17 protein-coding genes are annotated in these 15903 nt (G+C 35.4%); all 17 read left to right on the forward strand.

Annotated features, from left to right (window positions below):
- Positions 1-6 precede the first annotated feature (6 nt).
- The 17 genes from BU804_RS05800 to BU804_RS05880 all read left to right on the forward strand — a co-directional run bounded on the left by BU804_RS05800 (position 7) and on the right by BU804_RS05880 (position 15712).
- Positions 7-600, forward strand: a complete 594-nt coding sequence (locus BU804_RS05800; RefSeq protein WP_039359925.1) for a SycD/LcrH family type III secretion system chaperone — start codon at positions 7-9, stop codon at positions 598-600.
- A 2-nt stretch (positions 601-602) separates the two neighbouring features.
- Entirely contained in the window at positions 603-1277 is a 675-nt protein-coding gene (locus tag BU804_RS05805) for a hypothetical protein (protein ID WP_075883344.1), read from the forward strand.
- Between the two features lie 21 nt (positions 1278-1298).
- Positions 1299-2258 (forward strand): hypothetical protein, encoded by a 960-nt coding sequence (locus BU804_RS05810; protein ID WP_075883345.1) that lies wholly within the window; start codon positions 1299-1301, stop codon positions 2256-2258.
- 31 nt (positions 2259-2289) lie between these two features.
- On the forward strand, positions 2290-3372 hold the full coding sequence (locus BU804_RS05815) for a hypothetical protein (protein WP_075883346.1): 1083 nt from the start codon (positions 2290-2292) through the stop codon (positions 3370-3372).
- 252 nt (positions 3373-3624) lie between these two features.
- Positions 3625-4011 (forward strand): type III secretion system chaperone, encoded by a 387-nt coding sequence (locus BU804_RS05820; protein WP_075883347.1) that lies wholly within the window; start codon positions 3625-3627, stop codon positions 4009-4011.
- 64 nt (positions 4012-4075) lie between these two features.
- On the forward strand, positions 4076-5938 hold the full coding sequence (sctD, locus tag BU804_RS05825) for a type III secretion system inner membrane ring subunit SctD (protein ID WP_075883348.1): 1863 nt from the start codon (positions 4076-4078) through the stop codon (positions 5936-5938).
- A 46-nt stretch (positions 5939-5984) separates the two neighbouring features.
- Complete coding sequence (locus tag BU804_RS05830) at positions 5985-6227, forward strand: DUF5398 domain-containing protein (protein WP_075883349.1); 243 nt, start codon at positions 5985-5987, stop codon at positions 6225-6227.
- An 87-nt stretch (positions 6228-6314) separates the two neighbouring features.
- Positions 6315-6779 (forward strand): tetratricopeptide repeat protein, encoded by a 465-nt coding sequence (locus BU804_RS05835; RefSeq protein ID WP_039359943.1) that lies wholly within the window; start codon positions 6315-6317, stop codon positions 6777-6779.
- 8 nt (positions 6780-6787) lie between these two features.
- A complete protein-coding gene (locus BU804_RS05840; RefSeq protein ID WP_079988629.1) occupies positions 6788-7471 on the forward strand; it encodes a galactosyltransferase-related protein in 684 nt (227 codons plus the stop codon).
- A 310-nt stretch (positions 7472-7781) separates the two neighbouring features.
- Entirely contained in the window at positions 7782-8060 is a 279-nt protein-coding gene (locus BU804_RS05845; RefSeq protein WP_011175944.1) for a DUF5407 family protein, read from the forward strand.
- Between the two features lie 145 nt (positions 8061-8205).
- Positions 8206-9057, forward strand: a complete 852-nt coding sequence (locus BU804_RS05850; protein ID WP_075883351.1) for a hypothetical protein — start codon at positions 8206-8208, stop codon at positions 9055-9057.
- Between the two features lie 105 nt (positions 9058-9162).
- The gene (fliI, locus tag BU804_RS05855) at positions 9163-10479 is read left to right on the forward strand and encodes a flagellar protein export ATPase FliI (RefSeq protein WP_075883352.1); all 1317 of its coding nucleotides are present in this window, start codon (positions 9163-9165) and stop codon (positions 10477-10479) included.
- A 13-nt stretch (positions 10480-10492) separates the two neighbouring features.
- Positions 10493-10990, forward strand: a complete 498-nt coding sequence (locus BU804_RS05860) for a hypothetical protein (RefSeq protein ID WP_011175947.1) — start codon at positions 10493-10495, stop codon at positions 10988-10990.
- A gap of 25 nt (positions 10991-11015) precedes the next feature.
- Entirely contained in the window at positions 11016-12053 is a 1038-nt protein-coding gene (locus BU804_RS05865; protein ID WP_143298936.1) for a hypothetical protein, read from the forward strand.
- A 303-nt stretch (positions 12054-12356) separates the two neighbouring features.
- Positions 12357-13694 carry a type III secretion system cytoplasmic ring protein SctQ gene (sctQ, locus tag BU804_RS05870; RefSeq protein WP_075883354.1) on the forward strand — a complete coding sequence of 446 codons (1338 nt, stop codon included), beginning with the start codon at positions 12357-12359 and terminating at the stop codon, positions 13692-13694.
- 75 nt (positions 13695-13769) lie between these two features.
- Positions 13770-15359 (forward strand): protein kinase domain-containing protein, encoded by a 1590-nt coding sequence (locus BU804_RS05875; protein ID WP_075883355.1) that lies wholly within the window; start codon positions 13770-13772, stop codon positions 15357-15359.
- Positions 15360-15448: 89 nt separating this feature from the next.
- The gene (locus tag BU804_RS05880; protein WP_075883356.1) at positions 15449-15712 is read left to right on the forward strand and encodes a transposase; all 264 of its coding nucleotides are present in this window, start codon (positions 15449-15451) and stop codon (positions 15710-15712) included.
- Positions 15713-15903 lie beyond the last annotated feature (191 nt).

A 15903-nucleotide genomic window follows, 5' to 3' on the forward strand; every position in this document is an offset into this window, starting at 1 on the left:
AAAATTATGACAATTTCACAAGATCAAATTCGTGAAGCTATTGAAAAAGCTGACATCAATCTGTCTCCTAATATGCAGAAAAAAACAGAAGAAGCCATCGGAAAAATTTTAGGAGGGAATATCCCTCCTAAAGAAGCTTTAGGATTCGATGAAAATGCGATGAATCAAATTTATCGCCACGGTTTCAATGAATTTCAAGCAGGGCGCTACGATGAAGCATTAAAAATTTTTACATTTCTTAGACAAATTGATGTAGGAAATTTTGACTATTCCTTTGCTATTGCAGCTTGCCACCAATTTAAACAAGAATACTCAGAAGCAGCAGCCAATTACATTATTTGCACTTACATTGATCGATTAAATCCTGTTCCCCACTTTCATCTTTACGATTGTTTTGTCAAATTAAACTTTCCTATGTCTGCTTTAAAAGCCATCAAAGAAACAATAGCTTTAGCCGAGTTAAATCCTAGAGATAGCGAATTAAAAGAAAGAGCTTTATTAGAGTACAAATCTTTCAAAAAAGATCTAAAAAAATATTTAAAAGAAAATTTTGACAAAGAGAATTTAGACAAGGATTTCGTTGATATAGAGGGAGATTAATTATGAATAATCCTTCAGTAGGATATGGATTTTCTAATAGTCCAACATCACCCGATTATAATGATTTAAACGCGCTTTCGAAATCTCAAACCCTCACTAATTCAAAAATGAAACAAGGCGCTCCAACTAATCCTGGAGTAATCTTAACAGAAGATAGTTTAGAAGTACCTCTAGAAGTGGCTTTTGGTATCAATATTGATCGAGCAAGTGCTGGAAGACCTACTCTTTCTCCATTATTTCGTTCTCGATTTGCTGACGAAAATAATCAAACGGAGAATTTAGCTTTAAGCTATTACCAAAGTCGATTCGAAGGCTTACCCTTTGAACTACAGGCCAGGCTAACTCTCGATAAACAAAAGGAGTTTGAAGATCGCGATCCGGATCTATTAGCTTTAGATGCTAGTTTAAAATTTGATGCTCAGCTACTTGCTTTTAGGGACTCTTTTTCAGTTTCTAAGACAGATGAATCCATACAGATAGCAGCCCAGCAATATTTAGGGCTACCAGACGCTATCGGGCAAGAAATGATAAAAACTAGTGGTGCCATTACCAATTTTTTAGATGACCATTTAAGTCAGATTGGACCTAACGATCCTGATTATGACCGTTTATTAAATGTTTCAAATCTTATAAAGGAGACCACATACTTGCTCAAGCTTAAAGACATGTCTGATTAGATCAAGTTTGGAGTTATTACGATGGCGCAGATGGATGCAAACCAATACAAAGAAATATTAAAAAGGTTAGGCAATCAATTATCTTTAAATAAAAAGATACTTGCAGACCATCCTTCAGTGGGAAACCGTTTAATAATTCTACAGACATTTTTACATCATCTTGAAAGACAAACTGATTGGTCAAGAGAGGGGCCCTTATCACGATTTAGTCAAACGTTTGAATTAGCGTTGATTGGAGATAAAACAGGCGATTCTCAAGCAGGTTTTATAGGCCCTGCCTTAGAAAAATTAGAATATGGAATGAAAGTTTTAATTGAAAAATTTTTGAAACCTACTGATAAAAAACTTTGCCCTTTGCTATTGCATTTTTCTCAAGCCATGACTTGGGCAATGGTTTTTGTTTCCTCTCAAACTTTAGGAAATTGGAAAGATCTATTTCCTTTAAATGATTTCGGCACAGCTAAGGAGGGGGGCGAACTTTTAAGGGAACTGGGAATTACTTTTATCCTTGGATCCAAAGCAATTCCATCTTTCTATGCAGAACTTGGCGATCATTTAAATTTAGATGATCAAGCTCAAAAGCATTTAAGTGATATTGGACTTTGCCATTTTCTCATTTTATTGATCATCGTGAAGGATGTTCTGGAACTTCATGACGATTTTTTGTTCGTTATTCAAAGTTTTATGAGTCCTAGTTTAAAAAATATGGAAACATTAATAAATCAAAATCCCCATCCAACTCCTGAAGAGCAAAAGTTATTAGTGGCTTTGAGATTTTTAATAAATAGCGTTGATTTGCAAGATATACAATCTTTTAAACAGGCTTTAAAAACTAGTTTTGAAGATTTTGAAATTTCATATGAACAGTTAAAAACTGACATGCAGGTATTAATCACAATCTGTAAACAATTGAATGAGAGTTTAAAAAATATTTTTTATCAATCAGTTTTAACAACGACAAGCATGACACAATCGGCATAAATAAGAGTTGTCGTTTATAAAGGAGATAAGTATGGCAGAAATTGATAGTAATCTTAATAGAAGTTCATTTGTTATGGAAAATCTTGGTATTGACCCAAGCGATCTAACAACTCAAGATACTAATATCCAAAAAGATAAGGGTACACTGGATACTACAGAAAGAAGCGATTTTAATATAAGTCAGAATTTACGCACAACAGGCGATCCTTCAGTTCCTGTGTTGACAATGACTTTTAATACTAGTGTGGATGGAAATTTAAAATCTAATCCATTTTTTAATCCCTCTTTTTTGGCTAGTTTTCAATCAATCATGGATGAATTATTGAATCTCCAACGCAACACCCATTATCTGGAAGCTCAAGTCGAGCTTAAACAACGCAGTTTGATTATTACCATTAGCACAACCCAATCCGAATTGACCAAAGCGCTTTATGATTCTAGAGCCGAAGAAAAAATGATTGAAGCGATTACTTCATTCGTGCAAGCAGGAATTGCGGGCCTTTCACTAGCTCAAACATGGGCAAACACGGGAATTGCGAGAGGAAATGCGCAAAAAACAGTCGATAACAATATTAGCCATGAACGAAGCTTAATGAAATCCGCAGAGGACAAAAAAGCAGCGCTTGCTACTGAAAAGGCTGGCATTGAAAATAGGCCTTTAGTTGGAACAGATCCAAATAATATGACCCCTCGTCCCTATACTAATGCAGAAAAAACTCGATTAAAAGAAATTGAAAAAGAAAATACTGCATTAGACAAGAAAATTGCCAAACACCAAGAAAATATTCAAGAATTTGAAAAACCTGGTTACTTTAGGCAAGTTCTTGAAAGTGAAAGACAAATCTTGAACACGCAAACTCAATTTAAAAATGAAATTTTGAAAAACGTTGTGAATGGGATTAGTCAATCCCTGCAAGCCGGCCTTATTAGCGAACAAGGAGCTATCGACTCCTTAAAAACTATGAATGACGGCTATTTAGATGTGCTGCGAAAATATGCTGATTCAACAGCTAAATCAAGAGATGAAGCAAAAGCTGATTTTGACAAAACTCTAGATTTTGTGAATAAAATTGTAGATTCAGTATTTAAGGCTCACTCTTTAGGCCCTGCTTAAAAATTGCCCTGTATTTAAACAAGTTAGTTAAGCTAAACTTTTTAAATACAGGGTTTTTCGCGCGAATCAAATTTGAGCTTAACAATATATTTATTTATTGCATAAGATGAGCAGACGTAGATAAGCCATTGTAAAATGGGACTTTATCGATAAAAAGCCGAGCAAAGCTTATGGGGAGAACTTTTGCCTGTCCAATTTTCTAGACTTTCTAGTCTATAATATCATTTACCTATGATGTCTTAGGAAAAACTTATGTTAGACTCTTTTGTGCATCAGTTAGCTCGTGAACTTGAAATAGAAGATTTAATTATTTCTCCAGAGCCTAATTATTTTACTATCCCTTTTGCAGATGATATTCAGGTTGATGTGACGCAGTTTCACCAAAGTTATTTATTAAAAGGAAATATTGGAGCTTGTCCGAAAAACAATCTGGATCAATATTTTCTCAAAGTAATGGAAGCAAATTTATTTGGTCGCGGCACGAGAGGGGCAGGAATAGGTTTGAACAAAGAAGAGAATTTATTGACGCTTTCACTTGAGCTAGATTACAATATTTCTTATAAAAATTTTAGAGAACGATTGGAAGATTTCATAAGTATTTTAGATTTCTGGCGAAAAGAAGCGTTAAAACATCGATAGATTCTTTCTTATCACTGTGATAAGCTGACTTAAAAATACTTTTCTTTAACTCAATGGGTAAATTATGGTAGCGCGACTAGTTGTAGAAGAAGGTGACTTGAAAGGATTAGTTCTGTCATTAGAAAATGGCGAGAGCTGGATTATTGGGAGAGATCCTGATGCTTGCCAGCTCGTTATTGAAGATCCGTTAACTTCGCGTACTCATCTTGTAGCAAGACAAACATCTGAAGGTATTTCCGTTGAAAATTTAAGCCTCACAAATCCTATCCAAATTAATGAAGAAGAAATTGGTGAACAAGTACGCCTTCTTCAACAAGGAGATACACTCAAAATTGGAAATCAAATTTTTCGTTATTATGCAGACCTCACAGCCAATGTACTAGATGAAAATTTTCCCTCAGAAATTTCTTCGAATGGAGAAGAACAACCTCTACCTATAGAAATTGAAGATCGCCCCAACCCAGCTTCTTCTCAATCTTTGTTTGAAAATGAAGGAGAGATTGATACGATTTTTGACGAAGAAGATAATTTTTCAAATTTAGCAGAAATTAATTTTGGAATTGCAGAAACAGGGCGCTGGCTTCTTAAGGTAATCGGTGGACCAAATAATGGCGCTGAATTTTATATGCAAGCAGGACATAGTTATATTCTTGGAACTGATCCTCATACATGTGATATTGTCTTTCATGATACAAGTGTCTCCCGCCAACACGCCAAAATTGCGGTTTCGTTAGAAGATACCTTGACAATTGAAGATTTGAAAAGTCGTAATGGCGTTTTAGTTAGTGGTTCACCATTAGAGATTAAACAAAATCTTTCTCCTAGTGTAATTGTTACTTTAGGTACAACTTCTTTTGTTATTTATGATCGAGAAGGAGAAATGCAGACAATTATTTCTCCTCTCCTCCCCTCTATTGTTAAAGTTTTACAAAATGAAGAAGAAGTAGCCAAGCCGAAAGAAGAGCCTACAATTCCTGTTTCTGAAAAAATGCTTCCTTCTCCAACCACCCCTGAAACAACACTATCACAATTTGGGCCTTATGTTTTGCTAGCTATTATATCAGGTCTCTTCTTATTGACAGGGATTGGAATATATTTTCTATTTAAAAGCGAACCAGTGGTTGTCAATACACAAGAAAATGCAGCTGAAGTAGTCCAACAAGCAATTGCCCCCTTTCCGGCCGTTCGCTACTCATTTAACAAAAACGCAGGAAATCTTCTGTTATTAGGACACGTTAGTAATTCTGCAGATAAAAACCAGCTGATGTATAACCTGCAAGGTCTAAAATTTATTAAACATATTGATGACAATGGCATTATTATTGATGAATATGTTTGGAGAGAAATTAATTCGATATTATCTAAAGATCCCTCTTGGAGAGGGATTACCGTTCATTCTCCTGAAGCTGGGCAATTTATTTTATCCGGTTATTTAGAAACTCGTAAACAAGCTGAGAAGCTCTCCGACTATATTAGCGTTAATTTTCCTTACTTAGATCTACTCAAGAAACAGGTCATTGTAGAAGAAGATGTGATTGGACAAATTAATGTTTGGTTGCAAACTTATAATCTTCGCGGTGTAACGGTTAAAATGGGAAATGGTGGAGAAATTACTTTATCAGGAAATGCCCCTTCTGATAAAGCAGGAGAAATAACTCATTTGATTTCTAAAATTAAAGGCCTTCCCGGAGTAAGAATCGTTAATAACTATATCAAAGCGGATGCTCCAGAAATGGGTATTATTAATCTTTCTGATAGATATGAAGTGACCGGGCAATCTAAACTTGGAAATCGTTATACTGTTGTCATTAATGGACGTATTTTATCTCAAGGAGATAATTTAGATAGTATGACAATTACTTCTATCAAAGAGAAAGTTATTTTTTTAGAAAAAGATGGAACGAAATACAGAATTGATTATAAGTAGATTTGTTACAAAAGTAAAAATTTAGAGCCCAACTTGTGAGGTCAAAATGTTTGGTTTAGAAGATCAAAAAAAGAAAAAAACTTCAGAAGAATTTGTTTTTGAGCTAGAGAAAGATTTAAAGAATCCCAAAAAAAATAAAGAAATTCGACAGCAAGTGGAAGAAAAAATTCAAAAAATTAAAGAAGCTTTAAGATCCGGCGAAAATCAAGAAGAATTTGACCGCTTTGGATTACTTCTCCATGGATATACTTCATTGCTGAAAGTAATTTCTCGCTTTAATCCTAAATAGGTATAGGTATAAAGGTTGTTGATTGGTGTTATGATCTAGTTTAAAGATATTATTAGAGTTTATCATAGACGGAAACAAAAGGACTTGATGATGGATCCAGAAAAAATAAATGCATTTAAAGATGATTTTGCTTTACTAATCGAAGCAGGTTTTTTGGCCGTAAAACAATTAGATGAAACAAGTTCAACTCGCATTTTTCATGCTGCTCAAGCTTTAAGCCCTCATAACACAGCTCCTCAAATTGGTTTGGGATACATTGCTTTAAACAAGCTTGAGTTAAAAGAAGCAACACGTATCTTTGAAGGCATTATAGCTGCAGAACCTGATAATTATCTCGCTCAAACATTTTTAGGAATGTGTTTTCTTTTAAATAAAACAAAGAGAAAAAAAGGGGAAAAACTGATCAATGAAGCCATTGAGAAAACAACTGATCCTACGATTAAAAATTTAGGAGCAATTTCACTCGAATGGGCAGAAAAAGATTTATCTAAAGTTTCAAAAGCTCCCTTTTTCACCAAACAAAATCAAGAAAAAAATGAAAGCGAAGAATAAGGTCTTTTTTGGGTTATGGTGAAATGATGCAAAAGATGGCTCTTATCATTCCTTATCGTAATCGAGAAGAGCATCTAAAAATATTTCTCACAGAGTTCCCAGAGAAGATGCAAAAAATATCTCCTCATGTTCAATATACTATTTTTATCATCGAGCAAGCGGAGGGTAAACTTTTTAATCGAGGTAAACTTTTAAATGTTGGATATACATTAACACAAGAAAATTTTGATTATTTCTGCTTTCATGATGTAGATATGTTACCAACTACCTCAGACTATTCTTATCCAATTGTTCCTACTCATCTTGCAGCTGACGTGAGTCAGTTTCGAGAATGGATGGGTAATGGACTTGCCTATAAAAATTATTTTGGCGGAGTTGTTTTATTCAACAAAGCAGATTTTGTTAAAGTTAATGGGTATTCTAATCATTATTGGGGATATGGAGTTGAAGACGATGATTTAATAGTTCGTGTGGTTGAAAATAACTTACAGTGGGCTCGTAAACCAGGTGTGTATGAAAGCCTCACTCATGCTTATTCAGGAGGTACCCCAGAACATCAAGCAAATAAAACTCGCTTCATCAATCTTTTAAAAAATTTAGAAGAAGATTTGTCAGGTTTATCTGATCTCAAGTATCAGATTTTAAACAGCAAAATATTTTCTAATTATACCCAATATTTAGTAGATATTTAAAATATTAATCGTTTGTTTTTAAATAAATTTTAATTATCTAAAAACAAATTATTTATTTAATAAAATATTCACTATATTGATTTAATTATTAGAATTTGCTATCATTAAAAGTAGGAAGAAAGAGGTTTTAAAAGACCTCGAATACAAGTCCTCAAAAAATTTGGTAAAATATTTAAGTGTTGTAGCGTTTCAGAAAAGAAGTGGGTTAAGAGACTCTAATTCTCTTTAAACTTCAGGAAGTGTAATTTCCCAAATCTGAATTCCCTACTGAACTTATTAACATTAATAAGCAGAAGTAGTAGGAGGAAATATGGCGACTGGTGGAGGAAGTAGTGGTGATTTTCAAGGTAACTATGTAGGAGAAGGATTTAAAGTTGACTTTTTGATTAGCATCGTTAACGATGCGACAGTTAGTGCAAAAAGAAAACTGGAAATCTTGAAGGCAAGACGTAGTTCTATCAGTATTGCTGATATGTTCGACATGCAAATGTTGATGAATCACCTATCTCAATTATCAGAGATGTCCACGGCTGTTGTGAGTGCATCCAATTCAGCAATCTCATCAATGGCTCGTAACGTTAAAGGATAATTGTCGGTTAGTTAGACTTCAGTCTAACCCCGAACTTGACCCTAAGAAGGATTTAACCTTCAAAGTTTTTTCTAAAATTAGGAGTTTGAATTTTTCTTGGGTCATTCATTATTCTTTTAAACACTAAAGGTGAAGGAAGCTTGCCATGGCATTAGAACAAAAAATTGAAGCAGTAAAAAAAGTGGGCGAAGCACTTAATAAGCAGCAGCCTCAAGTTCATGAAGAACTAGAACGAGTGGCTCCCAATAAAGAGCATTTTCAAAACTTTTTAAATACTCCTTCTACAATTCAACCCTCTTTTCAGCGATTAGATGGGTCAGTGGTTGCGCCCGAACAAGCTCATTCGGTGGAAAATCCCATTTTTGGAGATGAAAATGTCACTGTACAAAGAAATGGAACAGCAACGGATCAGGAAAACAAAAAGAAAAAACAGCTTCAAAATGATGAGATTGAAGGGATAGCTGCCACAACCAATAAAAAAACAACTTCTTCTTCTCTCATAGAAGAGGTTAGAAAACTCAATACAAAAGTTGCGAAAATCTCTACATTAACGCCGGAAGAATTAAGAAATCAGGCTCAATCTGTTATTGCTCAAATAGACCAAGTCAAAACACAACTTAGTCAAACTCAAGCAGAAATAAAGCCTTCTTATCAAAATTTACTCCGTAACCGCTTAACACATATCGACGATAATTTAAAAATTGCTTTATCTAAAGCAGGTGTTGAATACACTCCTCCCGCTGCACAAGTTACTGATATCAACAGCCCTAACCCTATTAAACGCTTTATTGGATATTTAACAAGTAGCCAATATCAACTTGAACATTTGAACCAAACAATTGAACACTTAAATCTTACTAAAGTTCAGATGACCCCTGCTAGTATGCTCGCCATACAAATTAAAGTTGGTTATATTCAACAACAAATTGAGTTGTTCACTAGTTTATTAAATAAAGCTTTAGAATCGACAAAAACAATCATGAACGTTCAAGTCTAAAGCAAAAAAAATATTGGTTGGTTTCTTCATTCTTGATATCTTGATATAAGGAATATTTTGTCCTTATTTTCTATCTACTATTGTTTCCAACTAAGGGTAAATTTCATGTTTTTTAATGATCAAATTGACAAACTTCTGGATGATCTAGATGAACTCCAACTTACGACGGTAAATGGCCGCATTACCGAAATTGTTGGAATGTTAATCAAAGCTGTAGTGCCTCAAGTAAAAATTGGGGAAGTTTGTTTAATCAAAAGAGCAGGTGACCCTTTACGCGCAGAAGTGGTGGGTTTTACAAAAGACGAAGTCCTTCTTTCTCCTTTAGGAGAAATGACTGGTATCGGCCCCTCTTCTGAAGTCATTCCCACTCATCTCCCTTTACACATCAAAGTCGGCCCTCAATTGCTTGGGAGAATTTTAAATGGTTTAGGAGAACCCTTAGACGAAGAAACCAAAGGCCCTTTAATCTTAGAAGAGACCTATCCTGTTATTCAAGCTCCTCCTGACCCTGTCAAAAGAATGCCTATTCATAACCCTATTTCCGTTGGAATAAGGGCTATTGACGGCGTATTAACTACAGGCCTCGGACAAAGGGTAGGAATTTTTGCTGCTGCAGGTGGTGGTAAATCAACATTACTGGGAATGATTGCTCGCAACGCAGTCGCAGATGTCAATGTAATCAGTCTAATTGGGGAGCGGGGGCGAGAACTCAGAGAATTTATTGAAAAGGATTTAGGTCCTGAAGGACTAAAAAGATCTGTCCTTGTGGTCTCGACCTCTGACCAAGCCTCCCAACTTCGTCTCAATGCAGCTTACGTTGGTACTGCGATTGCTGAATATTTTAGAGATCAAGGTAAATCTGTCATCTTAATGATGGATTCGGTGACGAGATTTGCAAGAGCTCTGCGTGAAGTAGGCTTAGCAGCAGGCGAACCTCCGGCAAGAGCGGGTTATACTCCTTCAGTCTTTTCAACGCTTCCTAAACTATTGGAAAGAGCGGGAAATTCTGATAAAGGGAGTATTACAGCTTTTTATACTATCTTAGTGGCTGGAGATGATATGAATGAACCCGTTGCTGATGAAGTACGCTCTATTCTGGATGGTCACATTATTTTATCTAGCGAACTCGCACGTCAATATCATTATCCTGCCATTGATGTTCTCTCCTCTGCAAGTCGTGTCATGAATGCCATTGTTCCCAAAGAACACTTGCAATTAGTTGGTAAACTTAAAGAAGTTTTAGCTAATTATAAAAAAAACGAGCTATTAATTAAAATTGGCGAATACAAAAGAGGGGCGGATAGAGCAGGAGATTTTGCCATAGACTATATCGAAAAAGTTTTAAAATTTCTCAAACAAGGTGTCGACGAAAAATGCTCATTTCAAGAGACTGTCCAACTCCTGAAATCTCTCTTCAGATAAAATTGGTTAAATTATGAGCAAAATCGTTTATCCTTTAAAACAAGTCATTGAAGTTAAACAAAGGCGCGTTGAAGAAGCCGAAAAAAATGTTAAACAAAAGCAATTAGCACTGGAAAAAGAAAAAGAAAAGTTAGCCGAACGAGAAGCGGAAAGAAATAAAGTAAAGAGTCACAAACAAGACAAATTGAATCAATTAAGAGAGCAATTAGATCAAGGAACGACTAGCCCAAAAGTTATTCAAATGAAAGCTTACATTAAAGTCGTGGAAGAAAAATTAGCAATCGAGGAAAAAAAAGTTAAAGACCAAGCAGAGCAGGTTAAAATTGCTCAAAAAAATTTGGATCAAGCGAAAGAAGAATTACGTATAAAAAGACAAGAAGTAGATAAGCTCTTAAGTCATAAAAAAGACTGGGAAAAGGAAATGCGTAAAGAACTTGAAATTGTGGAAGGCAGGGAACAAGATGAATTAGGTTCGATCATTTTTGTCTCTAATCAAAGACGCAATTCTTAAGTTCTCTGAGGAAAGCAACAAAAAAGTGAAAGCGCGGTTAGCAGCTTATTTAACGGAAAAGGAGTGTAATATGCCATCATCTGATGAAATCAACCCAGTTAGATTTAATCCAAGGTCTGATTCTTCAAGCCTTGGTCGAAGTCGCCCTGAAGGCACTCCACGCAGTGATAAAAATTTTAAAAAACTTGTTCGTAATGATGAAGATCCCTCAAAAGAACAAGAAGAATTAGCCGGACTGGAAGAAGAAAATGAAGCGGCTCCCCTCTCTCTTTTTGATCTGTCAGCAAAAAATAAATCAACCCGCAAATCCCCTAGTATGGTTGCAAAAAATCCTTTTATAAAAGAAGAAAACAACCAACAGCCAATTTTGGAAATGGCTGAAAATAAGAATCCTCAACTTGAGCAAAACTCCACTGAAAAACCCTTGAAAGATACTTTCCTTCACGGAGAAATTGTTCGTGAATCTGTCATTGAAGGAAAAAAAGAAAAAAACAGCTCCTTTGCTTTAGCAACTGACAGTGCTGCTCCCTCTCCTAAAAAAGAAAAACAGAAACTTAGCCGAACTCCATTCGAAGCACGAGAAGAACAGGTAGATTTATCAGCCATTAATTCACAACAGCGTCCGATCGCCTTTTTAGCAGATAAAGCGGAATTGGCTGAAGAACCAAAAACTTCATCGTCAATTAAAGATATCGTCGCCCAAATTGTAGAAAAAATGCAGATTATTAAAACAGGTGAAAAGACAGATACAGTTGTCACACTTCGATATCCCCCTATTTTTGAAGGAGCAACAGTCACTTTAACAAATTTTGAAGGAGCCGCGAGAGAATTCAATGTCGCTTTTGCCAACTTAACTGATGAAGCGAAGCGATTTTTAGATCGTAAAATTGTTGAAGATTCTTTAGTAGAAAACCTTGCGCGGCAAGATATTATTGTTAACGTTTTAACCACAACGACCCTTCCTGAAGCGAATGCTGATACGGACTCTTATAAATATTTCACTAGGGAAGAGCGAGAACAAAAACGAGATCAACAAGCCCAAGACCAAAAAGAAGAAGAGTAAACTTAATTGTTAAAAAATTTTTATTTTTTTTCATAGATAGCCAATGCATTTATTGGCTATCTTTTTTTATTAAACAACCCTCATCCGACATTTCTACGGATGGATAAAAAAAGAAACTTTTCATGCATGGATAAGTTATTCACTTTTTTCTAATCCATTTTTATTGTACATATTAGTATTTGACATGAATGACAAAATTTCTCTCCAAATTTTGAGAAAAATATGAGAAAATAGTATTTTAAAAAAATTAATTTTAACGCCTACTATAAATTGCATAGGGAATACAAACTCAGGTTAGACAAAATGGCAACTCCTTCAGCTTCCTATGATTGGATTCGTACAATTGATCCAGAATTAAAAAATTTAGATGAGATTCCCCTAACAGGATCTGCTCCTCCTTTTCCCTGGGAAGAGCTTTCTCAACGCATTGCAAAATCTTTTGATCGAGAAGGATTATTTATTCAACCCAAAGAATTGGTTTGGCGTTCTCAAGAAAATTTATATGAAGGACTAGGGGATTCCCCATTTCCTTTACATTTTGCAATTCCAACTTTACAAGGACAAGCTTGTTGGATAATGCCGGAACAGGAAATGGCTATTTTAGAGACATGGCTTTTAACTAAAGAGTCTCACCCTATTAGTTTTCAAGATCGAGCATTAAGTGAAAGCTTTTATCGATTTTTTGCTCTTGAAGTTCTTTACCACACCAATCAGCTTAACTTCGATAAATCAATTACTCCTATCCTCACTAATCAAACTTCTTTACCTAATGAAAGCGCTTTATGTCTAGATATCTGTCTGCAATTTCAAGAACAAATAGTCTGGGGTCGATTAATTATTTCAAAAGATTTGAGACGTTCCTGGGTCGAGCACTTTGCTTCCCGAGGCCCTTCTCATTTGACGACTGAACTTGCCAAAGCTATTGATATTCAAGTACATTTAGAAGCCGGAAAGACGACACTTTCATTAAAAGAGTGGTCTTCAGTTTGCTTAGGTGATTTTATTGTTTTGGATAGCTGCTCATTAGATCCTCAAGAATTGACAGGCCGTCTTATGTTGACGGTTAACGGAAAACCTGCCCATCGAGGAAAAATCAAAGATGGTGTTATCAAAATTTTAGAAACTCCTCTCATCCAAGAAATTGAAACACCTTTACAAGAATTAAATATGCCACAAGAGGAACTCCCTATGGTAAAACAATCAGAAGAAGATGATGATGATTTAAGTGACTTAAATTTTACTGAAGATGAAGACGAAGATTTTGATTTCGAAGACGACGAGGAAGAAGCTGAAGATGATGATGATGATGAAAATTTTACTTTAGATGAAGTAACAGAAGAAGAACAAACTTCTCCCAAAAACAATTCATCTCAAAGTAGTCCCGCTTCTTCTATTACAGAAAACACAAAAACAGGTCTCATTACCCCCAACCAAATTCCGGTCAATCTGACTGTAGAAGTCGGCCGTATCCAAATGTCTATGGATCATTTACTCAAACTTGAACCCGGTAATATGCTTGAATTAAACATTAAACCGGAAGATGGCGTCGATTTAACGATTAATGGAAAAATTGTCGGACGAGGAGAGTTACTTCGTATTGGGGAAGTTTTAGGTGTAAGAGTTTTAGAATTAGGTCATTGATTACCGATTATTTTTTAATGAATAAATGACATAGATTTTACTCAGAATTGATTTTTGATATTTTAGGTTAATACAGTGGAATTAGATCCTAGTAAACGAATAACTTTACCAACCGCCCTTGATTCAACTAAAAATATTGTTAAAATTCCTGAAAGAATTGGCCCTTATCAAGTAGAAGCTCTACTCGAAAAGGGCGGTATGAGTATTCTTTATCTGGCCACACACCCAGATACCAAGGACCCTATCACTATTAAAGTTCTCTTTCCAGAATTTGTTTCCAATCCAGAAATGGTTCAACGATTTCTGCGTGAATCTGAAATTATTGGGCTTGCAGATCATCCAAACATTGTTAAGTTGTATGGGCAAGGAGAGTGGGAAGGCGGACTTTATATTGCCATGGAATTTATCCAAGGCATTTCTTTAAGGCAATATCTTTTACGCAATCTAATTTCTCTTAAGCATGCTTTAGAGCTAGTTATGGAAATTTCAATGGCTCTATGCCACCTTCATGCTCATGGTGTGATTCATCGAGATGTCAAGCCTGAAAATATTTTAGTGACAGAATCAGGAGGAGTCAAAGTTATTGATTTTGGGATTGCTCAGCTTTTAACAGAAGGGCAAACAGATCCAAAATCTCAACGCCGTTTAATTGGAACTCCTATTTATATGAGTCCCGAACAAAAAAACAATCCTGAATCAACTTCATATCCTTCAGATATTTACTCATTAGGTATCATCACTTATGAACTCGTGCTTGGAAAATTGAGCCATGGGCAAATTCATCTTTCTATCATGCCTAAAGGACTTCAAAAAATATTAGCCAAAGCTTTACAGTTAAATCCCGAGGATCGGTATCAAGATATCGTTGATTTTATGACAGATGTCTCTGCTTACCTTTATTCTCCAGCTCTGCTTAAAGAAAACAAAGAATTAGATCCATTAAGCGATCTTTCAGAAAGCTTGCGTCACGCTCAGCATTCTTTAGTTCCAGATAATCCTCCCAAATGGTCTAAAATTGATATAGGGCTTGCTTCTTATAAAAGTTTGGGAATATCGAGTTTATATTATGATTTTTTTAATCTCCCCCATCACGGCTATGGAATCATCATTGGAGAACCTTCCGTAAAAGGCTCAGCAGGAATTGTCTATACTTCAGTTTTAAGAGGAATGGTTCGTGCTCTTTGTCAACTTACTCAAAGGCCTGAAGAAATGGCTACGGTCCTCAATGCACTCTTGTTAAATGATCCTATGAAGCAAAATTTCTCTTTTAGTTATCTTATTCTTTCTCCTCAAGAAAATCTCTTCCGGTTTATTTCTTGTGGATGTGGACACTTATGGTATCTCCCAAAAGAAAAATTGCAATTAGAACTCATTAATTCTGAAAATTCTCCTCTAGGAATTAATCATTTAAACTCATTTGTAGAAATCGAACATCCATGGAATGTTGGAGATGCAATTCTTTTTTATGGTTCCTTATGCTCTTCCGATACTTTTGCCAAAAAACCTTTATTTTCAAATGAGCAATTGTTATCAAGCCTTCAAGAAGCTTCTATGACATCTCCTCAAAAACAAGTAGATACTATTCTTAGAAAAGCTAAGGTTGAGCTTAGCCGTACCTCCGATGAACGCTCTATTGTTCTTCTTAATCTTCTAAGAAACGAATAAATTTTTATTAATTGACCTTGCCCCTTAAAAATCATCCAAGAAGAAATAGAGGTTCGTGTTAAAATAGATAAATTTTAGGAAACGAACCAATGAAAAAAAAATTTTCAGAAGCACACATCATTCAAATACTCAAAGAAGCAGAAGCAAGCTCAGCAGTAGCTGAAGTTTATCGTAAATACAGCATAGCTCCCGCCACTTATGACTCATGGAAAGCCAAATTTGGCAGAATGAGTGTATCTGAGGCACAAAGATTAAAAACTCTAGAAGAAGAAAATAAGAAATTAAAAAGGCTTGTAGCTGATTATGCTCTTGATAATTTGGCTTTGAAGGATCTTTTGTCAAAAAAGTGGTAGGCCCGCAGGCTAAGAAAGGCTATGAATGATCTAACCATCGACCATGGCATCAATCAAAGGAGAGCTTGTCGTTTACTTGCTTTCGATAGGTCTGTTGGGCGCTATAAGCATAAAATGAAGAATGATACAGAAGTAAAGGATAAAATGATTTCGATAGCTCATGAAAGAAGAAGGTTTGGGTATCGAAGAAT

Origin of the sequence: Candidatus Protochlamydia sp. W-9 (genome assembly GCF_001950615.1) — a bacterium.
GTDB lineage: Bacteria > Chlamydiota > Chlamydiia > Chlamydiales > Parachlamydiaceae > Protochlamydia > Protochlamydia amoebophila.